Here is a 17,410-nt window from a genome sequence, read left to right on the forward strand (position 1 = left end):
TAAAAAATATGCGAATACTTTATATAAAGTATCCGCATATTTTATGAATTAATTTTATTTTTTTAATTCCTTAAAAATTAAACAACTATTACCAGCCTCCTCCTGCGCCGCCGCCACTAAAGCCGCCGCCACCGAAACCGCCACCAAAGCCGCCACCACCAAAACCACCACTTGAACCACTTCCAAATCCACCACCAAAGCCGCCACGTCCAGCACGTGTTAGTATAATTGTTTCTAAAATATCTGCAGCTGTTGAATCTCTTCTAAAGCCTCTTCCTCCATTTCCACCTCCTCTATTTTTATTAGAGAAAATAATCATTAAAATAATAAATATGATGAATATAATTATAAACGATGGAAATCCTCCATCTTTTTTTTTGGCCTTATTTGCTTTGTATGTTCCTTTTAAAACTTCAAAAATTGCATCTGCACCTTTATCTAATCCAGCATAAAAGTCTCCTGTTTTAAATTCAGGAATAATTACATCACGCACGATATCACCAGTAATACCTGCAGTTAATTTAATTTCAACTCCATAGCCGGGAGAAATCCAAATTTTACGTTCTTTATTAGCTAATAAAATAAGTATTCCGTTATCTTCTTTTGCTTGTCCTATTTTCCATTCATGTGCCCATTTTGGTGTTAAAATACCAATATCTTCACCGTTTATTGTTTCAACAGTAATTACAACAATTTGTGTTGAAGTGGAATCGGAATACTGGATTAATTTTTGTTCTAAAGCCGCTTTTTCATTAACAGACAAAATAGAAGCATAATCGTAAACACTGGTTTGTAGCTTGGGTACTTTAGGAATAGTAAACTGAGCGAAAGTTACTTGTATAAAACAAAATACAAGCAAAAAAATGCTTATTAACCTACTATTTTTATTTTTTGATTTCATTTATCCTTTTGAAATTTCGTCAGATAATTCATTTGTATCATCAGATTGATGTGGAAAAAATTCTTTAAGTTTTTTACCAACTTCTAAAATTGCTTTTTTAAGTCCTAAAGCATATTCCTTGTCTTTAAAATGTGCAAGTATGATATTTTTTTCATTATCCCAAAAATTTTCAGGAACTAGCTTATTAATACCTTCATCGCCTAAAATTGCAAACTTTTTGCTTTCAACAGCCACGTAAATCAACACGCCATTTTTTAATTCAGTAGCATCCATTTTTAAGGAATAAAAAACATCCAATGCTCTTTCCATAGGAGGTTTTTCTGTGCTTTTTTCAATATGAACACGTATTTCACCTGAAGTATTTTTTTCGGCAGTTTTTATGGCTAAAACAATTGTTTGTTCTTGCTCAGCTGTTAAAAAATCTTCAACTTTAGACATTATTCTTTATCACTAAAATTAAATTCAACATTTGGCGCTTTATCTGCCCCAGCTTCAGAATCAAAATATGGCTTCCCTTCAAAATTAAAAAATCCAGCCAAAATATTATTAGGGAACGTTTTAACATGATTATTAAAAGGTTTTATTGCTTCGTTATAACGTGTACGTGCCGTAAGTATTTGATTTTCTGTGCTTGTTAATTCATCTTGTAATTTTAAAAAGTTTTGATTTGCTTTCAAATCTGGATAACGCTCTACGGTTACCAATAAACTTTTTAATGCACCACTCAATCCGCCTTGAACTTCATTAAATTTTGCTAACTGCTCTGGTGTAATATTTGTAGGATCAACAGTTACTGATGTTGCTTTTGCTCTGGCTTCAATTACAGATGTTAAAGTTTCTTTTTCATAATCTGCTGCACCTTTAACGGTATTTACTAAATTACCAATTAAATCGCTTCTACGTTGATAGGCTGTTTGCACATTTCCCCAACTTTCTGAAACATTTTCATTTAACTGAACGGTAGAGTTATAAAAACCTTTTACCCAACTATAACCACCCAATACAAGTAAACCAATTATTATTACGGGAATTAACCACTTTTTCATTGTTTTCTATTTTTAAATTAATACTATTTAATTAGTTGTTGAAAATTTAAATTTGTTACTAAATTATATAAATATAATTAAGAAATTTCATTTTTAATATTAATTAATTCGGCCTTAATCTTTTCTAAACGCATAATAATATCATGATTTCCTTCAATATTTTTTGGATTTTCTTTCATTTTGCTTTTAGCACCTTCTAGTGTAAAACCTTTTTCTTTTACCAAATGGTAAATTAGCTGTAAGTTTTTAAGATCTTCTTGCGTAAATAAACGATTTCCTTTTTTGTTTTTTTTAGGTTTTAAAATATCAAATTCTTTTTCCCAAAACCGAATGTGAGATGCGTTTAAACCAAATGCTTTGGCAACTTCTCCTATTTTATAATATCTTTTTTCTGGTAAATCTATATACATTAGTCTAGTGATTGGCCTTGAATTTCAGCAGCTTTTTGCATTGCTGCAAACTCCTCTGGAGATAAGTTACCATAATAAAAATTAATTGGGTTTATTCTGGCTCCGTTTTTAAAAATTTCATAGTGTAAATGTGGTGCTTGAGAACGACCAGTGTTTCCTACAAAACCAATTAAATCTCCTCTTTTAACTTTTTGTCCTTTTTTTACATTATAATTACTGAGGTGAGCATATAGCGAAATATATCCAAAACCGTGGTCTATTCGTATGTGTTTTCCGTAACCTGCTGCGTTTTGATCTGCTCTTTCTATAACGCCATCACCTGAAGCATAAACTGGTGTACCTTTGGGTGCTGTAAAATCCATTCCCCAATGCTTTTTGTTGGCTTTTGTAAACGGATCTGTTCTCCATCCATAACCAGATGCCATTCTTGTTAAATCTTGATTTTTAACTGGTTGAATTGCTGGAATAGCTGCTAATAACTTTTCTTTATTCTCGGCTAATTTCACTATTTCATCTAAAGATTTTGACTGTATGTATAACTGTTTAGATAAAATATCCATATTTTTTGTTACATCAATTATCATTTCAGAATTGTCAAAACCTTCTAAAGCTTTATACCTATTTACACCACCAAAACCAGCTTTTCTTTGCTCGTTTGAAATTGGACTAACTTCAAAATACAATCTATAGATATTATTATCTCTATCTTGAATATCTTGTAAAATTTTTTCTAACTGAACAATTTTTTTACTGTGTAATTGTTCATTTAATTTTACAAACTCTAACTCTCTTTTTAATTCCTTTTCTTTAGGAGAATCAAAAAACTGAGTAAATACAACGTAGCCTAATACCATAAACATGATTGCTGACACTAAAGCCAATGATATTTTTTTTAAAATATCGCTTATTTTAGACTTTATCTTTTTATAGGAAAGTGTATCAGAATCGTAATAATATTTTACCTTCGCCATTGTTATTAAATTATATTATTTTTGCACTTTAAACGCACTATTAATTTATAATATTGCTGTACACAATTAACAAAATTACAAAATGTTTTACAAAAGGAATAAAACTCCTTTATTTTAGTAAATAATTAACAGATGAAATCACAACAAATACGTCAACAATTTTTAGATTTTTTTGCTTCTAAAAAACACCAAATAGTTCCATCTTCACCAATAGTATTAAAAAACGATCCAACATTAATGTTTACAAATGCTGGAATGGTGCCGTTTAAAGAATATTTTTTAGGACAAAAAACAGCCGCCGAAAAACGTGTTGCTGATACTCAAAAATGTTTACGTGTTTCAGGAAAACATAACGATTTAGAAGAAGTTGGTAAAGACACTTACCATCATACAATGTTTGAAATGTTAGGAAACTGGAGTTTTGGTGATTACTTTAAAAAAGAAGCAATTTCTTGGGCTTGGGAATTATTAACCGAAGTATATAAAATTGATAAAGACTGTTTATATGTAACCGTTTTTGAAGGTGCCGAAGAAGATGGATTAGGTTATGACCAAGAAGCGTATGATTATTGGAAACAGTTTATTGATGAAGAGCGCATTATAAATGGAAATAAAAAAGATAACTTTTGGGAAATGGGCGCACAAGGTCCGTGTGGTCCGTGTTCAGAAATTCATGTTGATATACGTTCTGCAGAAGAAAAAGCTAAAATTTCTGGTAAAAGCTTAGTAAATAACGATCATCCTCAAGTTGTAGAAATTTGGAACTTGGTTTTTATGGAATTCAACCGTAAAGCCGATGGTTCTTTAGAAAAATTACCAGCACAACACGTAGATACTGGAATGGGATTTGAACGTTTGTGTATGGTATTACAAAACAAACAATCTAATTATGATACGGATGTTTTTACACCACTAATTAGAGAAGTTGAAGCAATTACAAGCAGCGATTACGGAAAAAATGAAGAAACAGACATTGCTATTCGTGTAATAGCAGACCATGTAAGAGCTGTTGCATTTGCAATTGCCGACGGACAATTACCATCAAATACTGGCGCTGGCTATGTAATTAGAAGAATATTAAGACGTGCCATTCGTTACGGATTTACATTTTTAAATACAAAAGAACCTTTTATTTACAAATTGGTAAATACTTTAAGCAAACAAATGGGAGAATATTTCCCTGAATTAAAAGCCCAAAAACAATTAATAACTAACGTAATTAAAGAAGAAGAAAATTCTTTTTTAAGAACTCTAGATCAAGGGCTATTACTACTTGATGGTATTATAAAAAACACCAACGGAACTGAAGTTTCTGGAAAAAAAGCCTTTGAATTATTTGATACGTATGGTTTTCCAATTGATTTAACAGCATTGATTCTATCAGAAAAAGGAATGACTTTAAATGAAGTTGATTTTAATACTGAATTAGAAAAACAAAAAAACAGATCAAGAGCAGCTTCTGTTGTAGAAACAGATGATTGGGTTGTTTTATATGAAGATGATGACGAAGAAGAGTTTATTGGTTATGATACTTTAAAAGCCAAAGTTAAAATAACACGTTATCGCAAAGTTTCATCAAAAAAAGAAGGGGATTTTTACCAATTAGTGTTTAATATGACTCCTTTTTATCCTGAAGGCGGTGGTCAAGTAGGTGATAAAGGTTATATAGAAGTGCCTAATGGAAATGTAATTTATATTGTAAACACAAAAAAAGAGAATAATTTAATTATTCATTATGCCGAAAATTTACCAAAAGACCCAACACAAACTTTTAATGTTTCGGTAGATGAAAAACAACGTTTTAGAACTGCTTGTAACCATTCTGCAACCCATTTATTACACCAAGCATTAAGAGAAGTTTTAGGAACTCATGTAGAACAAAAAGGATCTGCTGTACATTCAAAAAATTTACGTTTCGACTTTTCGCACTTTGCAAAATTAACCGTTGATGAATTACGTGAAGTAGAAGATTTTGTAAATGCCAGAATTGATAGTAAAATTCCATTAAAAGAATTTAGAAATATTCCAATGCAAACTGCCTTAGATAAAGGTGCAATGGCTTTATTTGGCGAAAAATATGGCGATACCGTTCGCGCCATTCAATTTGGACAATCGGTAGAATTATGTGGTGGAACTCACATTCAAAACACAGGAGATATTTGGCATTTTAAAATTACCTCTGAAAATGCTATAGCATCTGGAATTAGACGTATTGAAGCAATTACTGGCGATGCTACAAAAGATTTTTATTTTGAAAATAACAGAGCTTTTTTTGAAATTAAAGACATCTTGAAAAATCCAGTAAATCCTTTAAAATCAATTTTAGATTTACAGGAAGAAAACACTACGCTTAAAAAACAAATTGAAACATTATTAAAAGATAAAGCCAAAAATTTAAAAGGCGATTTAATTAATGAGGTTGAAAAAATTAATGGTATAAACTTTTTAGCTAAAAAACTAGATTTAGATCAAAATAGTATTAAAGATTTAGCTTTTGAAATTGGTAACCAAGTTGAAAATTTATTTTTATTAGCAGGTGCTGAAGCCGATGGAAAAGCGTTTTTAACGTGTTATATTTCTAAAAATTTAGTGACAGAAAAAGGACTAAATGCCGGACAAGTTGTAAGAGAATTAGGAAAACTAATTCAAGGTGGCGGTGGCGGTCAACCGTTTTTTGCAACTGCTGGAGGAAAAAATCCAGCAGGTATTGAAGATGCTTTACAAAAAGGAAAAGAATACATTCTTTAAAAATTGGTAAAAAATGAACTTTAGAACCAACATAAAACTTCAAAAAGAGCGTAATCAAATAGATTATAACTCCAAATTAGTTTTAATTGGTTCTTGTTTTTCTGAAAATATTAGCAAAAAGTTACACTATTTTAAATTTCCAACATTTAGCAATCCTTTTGGTATTTTATTTAACCCAATTGCTATTGAAAATTTAATTACAAATGCTATAAACTTAAAAAAATACTCAGAAAAAAATACGTTTTCATTAAATGAACGTTGGCATTGTTTTGATGCGCACTCAGATATAAGTGCAATAACTCAAAACGAATTATTACTCAATTTAAATTCAGCAATTAAGCAAACGCATCAGCAATTAAAAAATGCAAGCCATATTGTAATTACGTTAGGAACTGCTTGGGTTTACAGATTTATTGAAACCGATACGATTGTTGGAAATTGCCATAAAGTTCCCCAAAAAAAGTTTTTAAAAGAAATGCTTTCTGTTGATGAAATATTGGCTTCCTTACAAAATACATGTGTGCTTATAAAGGATATAAATCCTACAGCAACAATTATTTTTACAGTAAGTCCGGTTAGACATTTAAAAGATGGTTTTATTGAAAACACACAAAGCAAAGCGCATTTAATCTCGGCCGTTCATCAAATAATAACTACAAAAAATAAGCTGTTTTATTTTCCGTCATTTGAAATTATGCTAGATGATTTACGAGATTATCGTTTTTACTCGAGTGATATGATGCACCCAAATGAAACGGCCATTAATTATATTTGGGAACAGTTTAAATATGTTTGGATTGATGAAAAAACGTTTGCAACTTTAAAAGAAGTTGATACCATTCAAAAAGGGATGGCGCATCGTCCATTTAATTCTTCTTCAACGCAACATCAACAGTTTTTAAAAACACTTCATGATAAAATAGCGTTGCTTGAAAAAACTATTCCAAACATCCATTTTTAATAAAATACGACATTTGACGTATTGTTTGCGTTTCTAATATTTATGATTTTTGAAACACTAATTCAAAAATCACATTATGAAAACACTACATTTTACATCAAAAAAAATAAAATTAATCTTAGTTGGATTGTTTATTTCAACAATTTCATTTTCTCAAAATTATATTGACAACACCACTTTAAACACTCAAAAACTTTCTGAAATTTTTAAAAATGCTTACGTAGAAGTTTTACAAGTGAACAGTTCTTACCTTAAAATAAAAGACAAATACGAAACTTTTGTTGATTTAGATAGCCAAAATAGATATATCTCTATTAGCGGAAATTATGCTTTACAACCTAACTTAACTAAAATGGAGATTTTAGAATTTATAAACAAATTAAATACTGAAGTTGCTTTGGTAAAATCATATTATGGAGAAAACAATAATTCTATAAACTATGTTGCTTATTTATGGATTGAAAAAGGTTTTACAGATGCTACTTTAATAAAAATGCTTAAGTCATACAATTTGGCATTAGACTTAATTTTACAAAAAGACCCAGATTACAAATATCTTAAATAAGATTCTCTAGCAATTACTCTGTAGAATTTAACCCATAATAGCAAAAAATGAAAAAAAGTTTAATATACTATGCTTTAACATTTGTTTTTGCTTTATGGTTTATGCTAACAAGTTTTATTTGGGTTTATTATATAAATTTATTTTTATCGTTGCCTTTTGGTGTTATTAGTTTTCTTTTATGGTTAAAAATTCAAAAAAAAGTAACTAAAACCAAACGTTTGTTAATTCTTTACATGTTAATTATAGGAGTTTTTTTAGCAATTGCATCATTAATTATGCTCTTGTAATTCTTTATTTTTTCGCAAAATACGACATATGACGTATTGTTTTAACTGTCTATTTAATAGACTTTTGGTTACAGATCACGCAAAAACTTAATAAAACTATTAATTATGAAATCAAACTATTTTAATTTAAAAAACAATTTGATAATTGCTCTATTATTCAGCGCAGTTTCAATTTTAGCTCAAAAATCAGAAACACCCGATGCTGTATACGATTTAGGCGCTAAAATTAACGAAATGACATTAACTATTGGAGGTGTTTTGGTAGTGGCAACTAATGATGGTTTAACTGGAATTAGACCTACACAAAAAGAACCTGTATTTGTATTTAACACTTTTGGACAATTAAAACCTGAAGAAACAGAATTTATACCTGGCTCACCTTATATAGTTGTATCACAAGGGGCAAACTCTAAATTTGCAGGAATAGCAAAAACAAAACGAGCAGTTATTGATTACATTAAAGGTGAAGTTATTTTTAACTCAGAAAACGATAACTGGAACCAAATATATACCTGTAATATTGTACTACCACAAAATAAATTAATTGTTAGCGGTATTCAAAAAGAAGGAGATAAATTTGAAAAAATGACACCAAAAGTGGCTGTTTACGATTTAAATTCAAGTAAACTAGACTATAGTTTCTTTTTAGATAAACCAGGACGTGTTGGTATTGCAAAAGATTTTAGCGTAACAGGCACACCGCTATTTTTAAAAAACTTTATTATTATTCCTACTGCTCAAGGTTTAATTGCTAAATCTCACAAAGGAGATGATTTATGGGAATGCAAAATAAAAGGTGTAAATTGGATGGTAGCAGATGAATCAGAACAAGAAATTTATGGCTTTGAAACTACTACAAATGGTAAAAACACCAGAATTCATAAAGTTGGAAATAACGGTGCTGAACTTTGGAAAGATGATAGAAAAGTACAAGGAAATGTTTCTAACTTTCAAATTTTACCACAAGGTTTAGCTGTAGTAAGCGATAAAAATGATGGTGGAAGTAATAGTATTTTAGCCACCAAAAACGAATCTGAAATTGCATTTTTAAGCGCTGCAACTGGTGAAGATTTATGGGAAAAAGCCCCTAAAACTAAAGGATATGTACAACATTTTTATGTGCAAGATGATGGTATTTTATTTGGAATTCAACAAGGAGGTATAAACAAAATTTCTTTTGATGGAACTACTTTATTTAAAAAACCTTTAAAAACGGGTGAAAATATTATGATAATGGCACAAACTCCACAAGGTTTAATTTATATAACAAGTGAAGATGCTAATATTGTTGATTTAAAAACAGGTGATCAAGTTTGGAAAAAACCTTTAAAATATAAAAATTCTGCTGCAGTAGCTTCAACCTTCGACAGTGCTAAAAACAGATATTTAATAGCTGCAAACGGAACCATTTATGCAATTGATGCTAGCTCTACTGATATTAGTGAACTGGCAAATGTAAAATTTGATGAAAAAGAAGTTGCAAATACCATGGAAATGAGAAATGGAAATATCTTTTTAAGTTCTTCTCAAAACCTAGCCTTATTAGATGCTAATGGAAAGCAAATATTTCAAGAATATTTTAAATCTCCAGGTCAAAGTGGTTTTATTAAAGTGCTATCAGGAGTTGTTGCCGTAGCATCTACAGCACTGGCAGTTTCAACAGCTGCCAGAGCTGGCATGAACAGAACTAACCCATACGGCAGTGCAAATGATTTAGATAATTATAATGATTATGGTAAAGAGGCTAAAAGAGCATCAGATATGTTTGCCTCCATTGGAAGCGCATCGTTTGCAATCATGTCAAAACGATTTAAAGCATCTGCTGCTACCGAAAATTCTCAATTTATCTTAACCAAATTAGATGACGGTGTTGGTTTGGTGAAAGTTGATAAAAACTCTGGAAAAGTTACTAAAGAAATTATTTTAAATGATAAAAAACCTGAATATCAGATTGATGAATTTGAAGGGTTTTTATACTACAAAGCAAATAATAGCACTATAAATGCGTATAATTTAAAATAACTTTTTTTTAAGGACCGTTTCAATAATCTACAATAATTGAAGCGGTCTTTTCAAATTTAAAAACAACTGATTTTGTCTACAACTAATTCTAAAGACTTTTTAGATACTTGGACTTTTAGCGCTAAAGAATGGAACCTATTTATTAAGGAAGCAAAATCACTTAAAAAAGAAGATAATATTTATATGGGAATTGCAACTTTAATAGTTGGTATTCCTTTTTTAATGTTATCAAGAAAAATAACTTTTTTAATGACACTTATTTTTGTAATTCCTTTTGCAATTTTAATTCCTTGGGCTCGCAATAAAATATCAACAGCTCATTTAAAACCCATTAAAAAGGAGGCAATTGTAAATTTTTATACAGATTATATCACTATTAATAATAAAAGGATAGATTTATATGGCGATAAAAAATGGATTAAAAACATGACAATAATTGATGGTAAAAATGGCTTAAAACTGCTAGAAATTGAAATTGCTTGGTCTACAAGAAAAGGAGATACTTTTGATGAAACACGCATTCCAATTCCTTCTAATAAAATAGAAAGAGCCGAAGCTTTAATTGAATATTATAAGTTATATGCTTAAAATTTTTAATTTATAACCAATAACAACTCGCAAATTATTTCATTAATTTTTGGAATTCTAGAAATATTACTATTTTCATCTTACAAAATTCCAACACATAAATTTGCAATGAAACTACGTTTAGCTTATTTTTTTATCATTTTTTGGATTTGCAACTTTTTTGCCCAAAAAACTTCCTATTCAGATAGTCTTCAAAATGCCATTACCAATTTACCGAAAGAAATTCAACTAAAAAAAATTGTACAATTTCCTTATGATAAATTTGTTGGAGACATTTCAAATTCTGAAAAAATTATTCAGAAAGGGAAAGACTTGGCAATTTCGTTAAATGACAGTCTTTCATTAGCCGAAATTTATTTCAAATTAAGTCAAATAAGCGCCTATAAAGATAAAAATGATCAAAAGATAGATTACATTTTAACAGCAATTAAAATTTATGAAAATTTAGGTGAAACATTAAAAGCTGGCGTAGCATATGGTCAATTAGGATATTCCATTAAAAGAAATGATATGGATAAGGCTTTTTATTATATGCGAATGAGTATTAAATTAATTGAATCTACCAATGACAACACTTTAATAGATCCTATTTATGATAATTATGGCACGCTGCATTTATTAAATAAAAATGCTGATAGCGCTTTGTATTACCATAAAAAATCTTTGGTTTTAAAAAAGCAATTAAAAGATAATATTGGTTTAGGTTATGGTTATGCAAACTTAGCAGACACTTTTTCTGAACTTAAAAAATTTAATATTGCAAAAAAATACATTGACAGTTCGCTAACTATCAGACAAAAATTGAATGATAATTATGGTATTGCTGTTAGTTACACACATATTGGAGACATTAATTTTGCCGAAAAAAAATACGAAGAAGCTATTAAAAATTTTAAAAAGAGTGGCGATTTAGCTAAAAAGTATAAATACCAACACTTAGAAAAATATTGTGCAGAATTAATAACACAATGCTATTTAGAATTAAATGATTATAAAAATGCGTATGCTTACAATAAAATATTTCAAACTTTAAAAGATAGCACTACTAACATACAAATCAATACACGTGTTGCAGAATTGCAAATTGAATTTGAAACCGAAAAAAAAGAAAAAGAAATAGCTCAACAAAAAGAACAGCTATTAAAAAGTGAATTAGAAATAAAAAACAAAAATTTATATGCCTTATTATTAGGTTCTGGTCTTTTAATATTTTCGCTAGTTTCTTTAGGTTTATACAAACGTCAACAGCACAAAAAAAGAGAATATTTAAATCAACTTCAACTTAAAGAAGCGCAAACATATAGCAAATTACAAGATCAAAGACTACAAATTTCTCGCGATTTACACGATAATATTGGCTCTCAACTAACCTTTATAATTTCTTCTATTGATAATTTAAAGTTTTTAACAGATGCTACAAATGAAAAACTTAAAAACAAATTATCTGAAATTAACCAATTTGCAACTTCAACAATTGCGCAATTACGAGATACCATTTGGGCAATGAATAAAAGTGAAATTACTTTTGAAGATTTTTACAGCAGAACTTTGGCGCTTATTGAAAAAGCAAAATTGGTTTCAGAAAATATTCATTTTAATATTGAAAACAAGATTACAAGCAAAATCATTTTTTCATCAATTAAAGGAATGAATATTTTTAGAGTTTTTCAAGAAGCCATTAACAACACTATAAAATATGCCGAAGCAACTGAAATTAATATACACATTTCAGAAAATAAAAACGCCATTACTTTTTTGATAAATGATAATGGTAAAGGCTTTGACAAAAACACCACTGAACTTGGTAATGGTTTGGAAAATATGGAACGAAGAATTCTTGAAATTGGCGGTGAAATTTTTATAAATTCTGAAATCAACAAAGGAACATCAATTAAAATTGTATGTCCTAAAAATTAGTAAAACTCACATTAATTTAAGCATTTTTCAAATTGTGTTTTAATACATTTTTAAATTATTTACGTAAAATAATACCAATTATTATACATAACACTACATAATTTTTATAAAACACGTGTTTTTATTAAATATTAAACACACATAAAAACAAGCCTCTTTTTTTGTATATTGCTTAAAAATTTCATATGAAACTAAAACTAGCTACCTTATTTTCAATAGTATTTTTATCAGCTTCTGCTCAAAATAATGTAATTGATAGCTTAAAATTACTTTTAAAAACTCAAATTTCAGATTCAACAAAAGTAAAAGTATTAGGAGATTTATGTTGGTATTATAGTGGTATTTCAACGGATTCTGCCTTTTATTTTGGCAACGCAGCACTTGATTTATCAAAAAAAACAAAAAATTTAAATGGCGAAGCTCAGGCTTATAATGATTTTGGTATTATTCATTATAAACTTTCAAATTTTGATACATCTATTTCATTTTATAAAAAAGCGTTATTAATTCGTATTAAAAACAAAGACTCTGCTGGTGTTGGAAGCTTGTATAACAAAATGGGAATTTCATATCAAAGAATTTTTAAAATGGATTCTGCTATCTACTTTAATACAAAAGCGCTTGAAATTTTTGAAAAATTAAAAAACATACAATACGTTGCGCTTATAAAAAACAATATTGCCAACATTTATTTTAACCTAAAACAATATGAAAAAGCATTAACAGAACATCTTGAAGTTGCAGAAATAAGAACAAGAATTAATGATGAATATGGTTTAGTTCACTCCTACACAAATATTGGAAATTCATATTTGTATTTAAAAGATACTGTACAAAGTTTAACGTACTACAAAAAAGGAATTGAAGTTGGTGAAAAAAACAATTATGAACAAGAACTTTCGGCACTTTATAACAATTATGGAGGTGTTTTAAAAGATCAAAACAAATATGTTGAAGCACTTAAAATGTTTGATAAATCATTAAAATTACGCAAAAAATTAAATGATAGCTATGGCATTTCAAGTGTAGCTTTAAATATGGGCGATTTATATTTACAAACTGGTAAAATTAATAATGCTGAACTTAAATTTAGAGAAGCTTTATATTTAGCTAACAAAACAAATGCCAATGAATTAAAAATGAATTCATACAAATCACTACTATATTTATTTGCACATAAAAATAATAGCGATAGCGTAATTCATTATCAAAAATTGTATTCTGTTATGCAAGACTCTATGTTTAATTCAAGAGTAACAAAAGAAATTGCAGAAATTCAAGAAAAATATGATACTGCACAACGTGAAAAAGAAATTTCGCAACAGAAAGAACAATTATTAAAAAGTGAATTAGAAATTAAAAACAAAAATTTATATGCTTTATTGTTAGGATCTGGATTGCTGGTTTTTTCAATTATTTCATTCGGTTTATATAAAAGACAACAGCATAAAAAAAGAGAATATTTAAATCAACTTCAACTAAAAGAAGCACAAACATATAGTAAATTACAAGATCAGCGTTTACGCATTTCTCGCGATTTACATGATAATATTGGCTCACAGCTTACTTTTATAATTTCTTCAATAGATAATTTAAAGTTTTTAACCGACGCTACTAATGAAAAACTTAAAAACAAATTAGCCGAAATTAATCAATTTGCATCGGCAACTATTGGGCAATTAAGAGATACCATTTGGGCAATGAACAAAAACGAAATTTCTTACCAAGATTTGCAATCTCGCCTATTAACATTTATTGAAAAAGCGAAAACAGTTGCAACAACTATTCAGTTTCATTTTACATCAAATATACAAAGTAGCAATATTGTATTCTCTTCAATTAAAGGAATGAATATTTTTAGAGTTTTTCAAGAAGCTATTAACAACACTATAAAATATGCTGAAGCAACTGAAATTAATATACTTATTTCAGAAACTGATGATCATATCAATTTTGAAATTCATGATAACGGTAAAGGGTTTGACATAAACACCATTAATCTTGGCAATGGTTTAGAAAATATGCAACGTAGAATTTTAGAGGTTGGAGGAAAAATTACTGTTACATCAGCACCAAATAACGGGACCTCAATTAAAATTATATGCCCTAAAAATAAGACAAATGCCGTATAGATTCACGAAGTATTTCTAATTAGATTTACGAATACTAAAAAAATTAAAATTATGACTTTAAAAATAGCCATTGCAGAAGACAATAGTTTTTTAGCGAAAGCCGTAATAGAAAAATTATCTTTTTTTAATGATTTAGATTTCAAATTTAAGGGTAATAATGGTGCTGAGTTAATTGGAAAATTAGAAGTAAACCATAATATTGATGTAATATTAATGGATATACAAATGCCTGAAATGGATGGAATTACGGCAACCGAAATTGTAAAGTCTAAATATCCACATATTAAAATAATTATGTTAACGGTTTTTGATGACGATGAAAATATTTTTAACGCAATAAAAGCTGGCGCAAATGGTTATTTATTAAAAGAAATTGACGCCGAAAATTTACATAAATGTATTTTAGAAGTTATAAATGGTGGCGCACCAATGACACCAAGTATTGCTTTAAAAACTTTAAACCTACTTAGAAATCCACTAATAATTGATAACAGTGAAGAAGTAGAAAAAATAAAACTTACCAATAGAGAAACCGATATTTTAGAACATTTAAGCAAAGGGTTAAATTATAATGAAATTGCTGATAATTTAATTATTTCACCATCTACAGTTAGAAAACACATTGAAAATATCTACAAAAAATTACAAGTACATAACAAAATGGAAGCTGTTTTAATAGCTCAAAAACATAAACTTATATAAAAAATAAGGCATTTGTCGTATTGATTAGCTTTTAAAAATTAAAGATTTTTGATTGATAATAAACTATCAAAAATCAAAAAATATGAAAACTTTTATTTGCTACTTAACCATTTTTTTAACCTCAATTAATTTATTTTCACAAGATCTTAATGTCAGTTTAAAAGACAATAAATTACAAGGTAAAGTTATAAAAGTTGAAGAATACACGTATAGATATGATAGCAACATAGATGGTTATTATATTGAGTCTATTTCAGAAATTATTTATAATAAAAATGGAAATATGACCACTAATATTTATCAATATTTTGGCAGTTATTATCAAAGTAAATCTACAACTACTTATAGTTACAATAACAATAAATTAATAGGCGATGCTACCGAAGTAATTTCATTATTAGACAATAAAACAACAAACACTTCAACAAATTACATATACACCAATAACCTATTAACTAAAAGAGAATACATATCGGAATACCCTTCAATCATTGAATACTCTTATGATAGTAAAGGAAATTTGTTACAAGCAATAAGTAAAAATAATACTGGAGAAACTACAGCAATTTACGATTACTTAAACTACAAAAATTCAGATAGTTACACAAAAATTTACAAATATTTTTATAAAGGTTCACAAGAAAGCACCAGCACTTATTTATATGAAAATGGCAATAATATCTCTTATTCATTTTTAGGAAAAAACTCAAGCTCATTTTACAAATACACATATGATTCTTATGGAAATACCTTAGAAACTATAATGAATGACAATGTTTTAAGCTCGTATAATTACGAATACAGTTCTGATGGAAATTGGTTAAAAAAACGGTATGCTTATAAATCTACCTATGAAGACAAAACGTACAATGTTTTTTCTTTTAGAAAAATTACTTATGCCAATGGAAAAACAGTTGGAAATACCAATTTTGATATCCCTTTTATTAAAAAATATGAACAAAAAAATGAATATGTTTTAAAAACTTTAGAAAAGAAAGAAATTTTTAATCCGCTTGAAGATCCTGAAAAAGTTGATAAAATTTACGTGTTAAAAACCGAAGGCGAAAAATTTAAAGTAAAAACAGATAAAGATGTTTATTTAACTTCAAAAGTATCAGCAGTAAAACATACAAATTTAGTTGATATGATTGTATACCATCCAAAAAGTAACACAACTGCAATTGCACGTAATTTTAGTGATAATTTAACCAGACAAGAAATGTGGATGGAAGCCACAATTATAAGCAACACACACAATATGTTTTGGTGTGTTAACGAAAATAAAAACTGGTATATTACCGATAAAGGAACGGCTTTTAAAGATTATAATTTATACACCGTAAAATATTCAACAACAAACCCAAATGATGTAATAATGTATAAAGATAATGTAGCAACTTATATCATGAGAGATTTTAAAAATGCTATAGCTCATAAACTATATACTTTGGAAAAAATATAATTCCCACCAAAAGTAAATAATTATGAAAAGCTTTAATTTAAAAAAATATTTACCAACCAAACAAAACTCATTTGTTTGGTTTAATGCAATTTTTCTACTATACCTTTTAATTATTGGAAAAGTAGATCCGATAACAATAGTTACAGCTTATTTTTTAGAAACAGCTATAATCGGTATTGTGTATGTCTTTAAAATATATTCTATAATTTCTTTTAATAACAAACTAGAAAAAAACTCAAATTACTCAAATTATTCGCTCATTCTATTTTTTATATTTCACTTTTCATTTTTTATAGCAATTCAACTCATATTTGTATTTGCATTTTTAACTATTTCAGACAATAATATAAAAGAAGCCTTTAATATATTAGAAAATATTCAATACGTACTTACATATAAAGGAATTACATTTGTGTTAATTTCAATAACTGTCTATAATTTTGCTGATTATGTGCTTAATTTTATTATTCCAAAAAAATATGAAACAAGCTCACTAAACAAAACATTTACAGAACCTTATGTACGCATATTTGTGCAACAATTTACAGTAATTATAAGCGGATTTTTTATTGTTTTTTCATCAGGAATAACAGTTGTTGCCATAATTTTAATAGCTTTCAGAACTTTAATTGAACTTTATTTTGTGGCAAATCCAACAAATAATATTTTAGATGGTAATGAAAAACCTGTAATTTAAA

At 28.2% G+C, this 17,410-nt stretch carries 15 protein-coding genes; 10 read left to right on the forward strand and 5 right to left on the reverse strand.

The features are described from left to right. Nucleotides 1-88: 88 nt before the first annotated feature. The 5 genes from BM335_RS11230 to BM335_RS11250 all read right to left on the reverse strand — a co-directional run bounded on the left by BM335_RS11230 (nt 89) and on the right by BM335_RS11250 (nt 3,328). Entirely contained in the window at nt 89-901 is an 813-nt protein-coding gene (locus BM335_RS11230; protein ID WP_090227375.1) for a TPM domain-containing protein, read from the reverse strand. Then, nucleotides 902-1,339: a TPM domain-containing protein gene (locus BM335_RS11235; protein WP_090227380.1), complete on the reverse strand. Its 438-nt coding sequence runs from the start codon at nt 1,337-1,339 to the stop codon at nt 902-904. Further along, nucleotides 1,339-1,947: a LemA family protein gene (locus tag BM335_RS11240; protein ID WP_090227383.1), complete on the reverse strand. Its 609-nt coding sequence runs from the start codon at nt 1,945-1,947 to the stop codon at nt 1,339-1,341. Before BM335_RS11240 ends, BM335_RS11235 begins: the two co-directional genes overlap by 1 nt. A gap of 77 nt (nt 1,948-2,024) precedes the next feature. Then, nucleotides 2,025-2,357: a MerR family transcriptional regulator gene (locus BM335_RS11245; protein WP_090227387.1), complete on the reverse strand. Its 333-nt coding sequence runs from the start codon at nt 2,355-2,357 to the stop codon at nt 2,025-2,027. Next, nucleotides 2,357-3,328, reverse strand: coding sequence for a M23 family metallopeptidase (locus tag BM335_RS11250; RefSeq protein ID WP_090227392.1), 972 nt, complete (start codon nt 3,326-3,328; stop codon nt 2,357-2,359). The genes BM335_RS11245 and BM335_RS11250 overlap by 1 nt, the downstream gene beginning before the upstream one ends. Nucleotides 3,329-3,460: 132 nt before the next feature. Between BM335_RS11250 and alaS the strand changes: the two genes are divergently transcribed. From alaS to BM335_RS11305, 10 genes are all read left to right on the forward strand, one after another. Then, on the forward strand, nt 3,461-6,076 hold the full coding sequence (alaS, locus tag BM335_RS11255) for an alanine--tRNA ligase (protein ID WP_090227396.1): 2,616 nt from the start codon (nt 3,461-3,463) through the stop codon (nt 6,074-6,076). A 13-nt stretch (nt 6,077-6,089) separates the two neighbouring features. After that, on the forward strand, nt 6,090-7,037 hold the full coding sequence (locus BM335_RS11260) for a GSCFA domain-containing protein (RefSeq protein WP_090227400.1): 948 nt from the start codon (nt 6,090-6,092) through the stop codon (nt 7,035-7,037). A gap of 76 nt (nt 7,038-7,113) precedes the next feature. Next, a complete protein-coding gene (locus tag BM335_RS11265) occupies nt 7,114-7,602 on the forward strand; it encodes a YbjN domain-containing protein (protein ID WP_090227403.1) in 489 nt (162 codons plus the stop codon). A gap of 392 nt (nt 7,603-7,994) precedes the next feature. Further along, the gene (locus BM335_RS11275) at nt 7,995-9,911 is read left to right on the forward strand and encodes an outer membrane protein assembly factor BamB family protein (RefSeq protein WP_090227411.1); all 1,917 of its coding nucleotides are present in this window, start codon (nt 7,995-7,997) and stop codon (nt 9,909-9,911) included. 72 nt (nt 9,912-9,983) lie between these two features. Continuing rightward, on the forward strand, nt 9,984-10,499 hold the full coding sequence (locus BM335_RS11280; RefSeq protein WP_090227414.1) for a hypothetical protein: 516 nt from the start codon (nt 9,984-9,986) through the stop codon (nt 10,497-10,499). 108 nt (nt 10,500-10,607) lie between these two features. Next, on the forward strand, nt 10,608-12,416 hold the full coding sequence (locus BM335_RS11285; RefSeq protein WP_090227417.1) for a tetratricopeptide repeat-containing sensor histidine kinase: 1,809 nt from the start codon (nt 10,608-10,610) through the stop codon (nt 12,414-12,416). Between the two features lie 185 nt (nt 12,417-12,601). Then, entirely contained in the window at nt 12,602-14,548 is a 1,947-nt protein-coding gene (locus BM335_RS11290; RefSeq protein WP_090227422.1) for a tetratricopeptide repeat-containing sensor histidine kinase, read from the forward strand. A gap of 51 nt (nt 14,549-14,599) precedes the next feature. Beyond that, on the forward strand, nt 14,600-15,250 hold the full coding sequence (locus BM335_RS11295) for a response regulator (RefSeq protein ID WP_090227427.1): 651 nt from the start codon (nt 14,600-14,602) through the stop codon (nt 15,248-15,250). An 82-nt stretch (nt 15,251-15,332) separates the two neighbouring features. Then, entirely contained in the window at nt 15,333-16,712 is a 1,380-nt protein-coding gene (locus BM335_RS11300) for a hypothetical protein (protein WP_090227430.1), read from the forward strand. Between the two features lie 22 nt (nt 16,713-16,734). Continuing rightward, complete coding sequence (locus BM335_RS11305) at nt 16,735-17,409, forward strand: DUF6498-containing protein (protein WP_090227435.1); 675 nt, start codon at nt 16,735-16,737, stop codon at nt 17,407-17,409. Nucleotide 17,410: the final 1 nt, after the last annotated feature.

Source organism: Lutibacter maritimus, from assembly GCF_900116115.1.
Classification (GTDB): Bacteria; Bacteroidota; Bacteroidia; order Flavobacteriales; family Flavobacteriaceae; genus Lutibacter; species Lutibacter maritimus.

Bases quoted from the DNA above. Each gene is read 5' to 3' on its own strand.
- BM335_RS11240 (WP_090227383.1), bottom strand. From the start codon at position 1,947: ATGAAAAAGTGGTTAATTCCCGTAATAATAATTGGTTTACTTGTATTG.
- BM335_RS11245 (WP_090227387.1), bottom strand. From the start codon at position 2,357: ATGTATATAGATTTACCAGAAAAAAGATATTATAAAATAGGAGAAGTT.
- BM335_RS11230 (WP_090227375.1), bottom strand. From the start codon at position 901: ATGAAATCAAAAAATAAAAATAGTAGGTTAATAAGCATTTTTTTGCTT.
- BM335_RS11300 (WP_090227430.1), top strand. From the start codon at position 15,333: ATGAAAACTTTTATTTGCTACTTAACCATTTTTTTAACCTCAATTAAT.
- BM335_RS11285 (WP_090227417.1), top strand. From the start codon at position 10,608: ATGAAACTACGTTTAGCTTATTTTTTTATCATTTTTTGGATTTGCAAC.
- BM335_RS11250 (WP_090227392.1), bottom strand. From the start codon at position 3,328: ATGGCGAAGGTAAAATATTATTACGATTCTGATACACTTTCCTATAAA.
- BM335_RS11305 (WP_090227435.1), top strand. From the start codon at position 16,735: ATGAAAAGCTTTAATTTAAAAAAATATTTACCAACCAAACAAAACTCA.
- BM335_RS11235 (WP_090227380.1), bottom strand. From the start codon at position 1,339: ATGTCTAAAGTTGAAGATTTTTTAACAGCTGAGCAAGAACAAACAATT.
- BM335_RS11275 (WP_090227411.1), top strand. From the start codon at position 7,995: ATGAAATCAAACTATTTTAATTTAAAAAACAATTTGATAATTGCTCTA.
- BM335_RS11260 (WP_090227400.1), top strand. From the start codon at position 6,090: ATGAACTTTAGAACCAACATAAAACTTCAAAAAGAGCGTAATCAAATA.
- BM335_RS11295 (WP_090227427.1), top strand. From the start codon at position 14,600: ATGACTTTAAAAATAGCCATTGCAGAAGACAATAGTTTTTTAGCGAAA.
- BM335_RS11265 (WP_090227403.1), top strand. From the start codon at position 7,114: ATGAAAACACTACATTTTACATCAAAAAAAATAAAATTAATCTTAGTT.
- alaS (WP_090227396.1), top strand. From the start codon at position 3,461: ATGAAATCACAACAAATACGTCAACAATTTTTAGATTTTTTTGCTTCT.
- BM335_RS11290 (WP_090227422.1), top strand. From the start codon at position 12,602: ATGAAACTAAAACTAGCTACCTTATTTTCAATAGTATTTTTATCAGCT.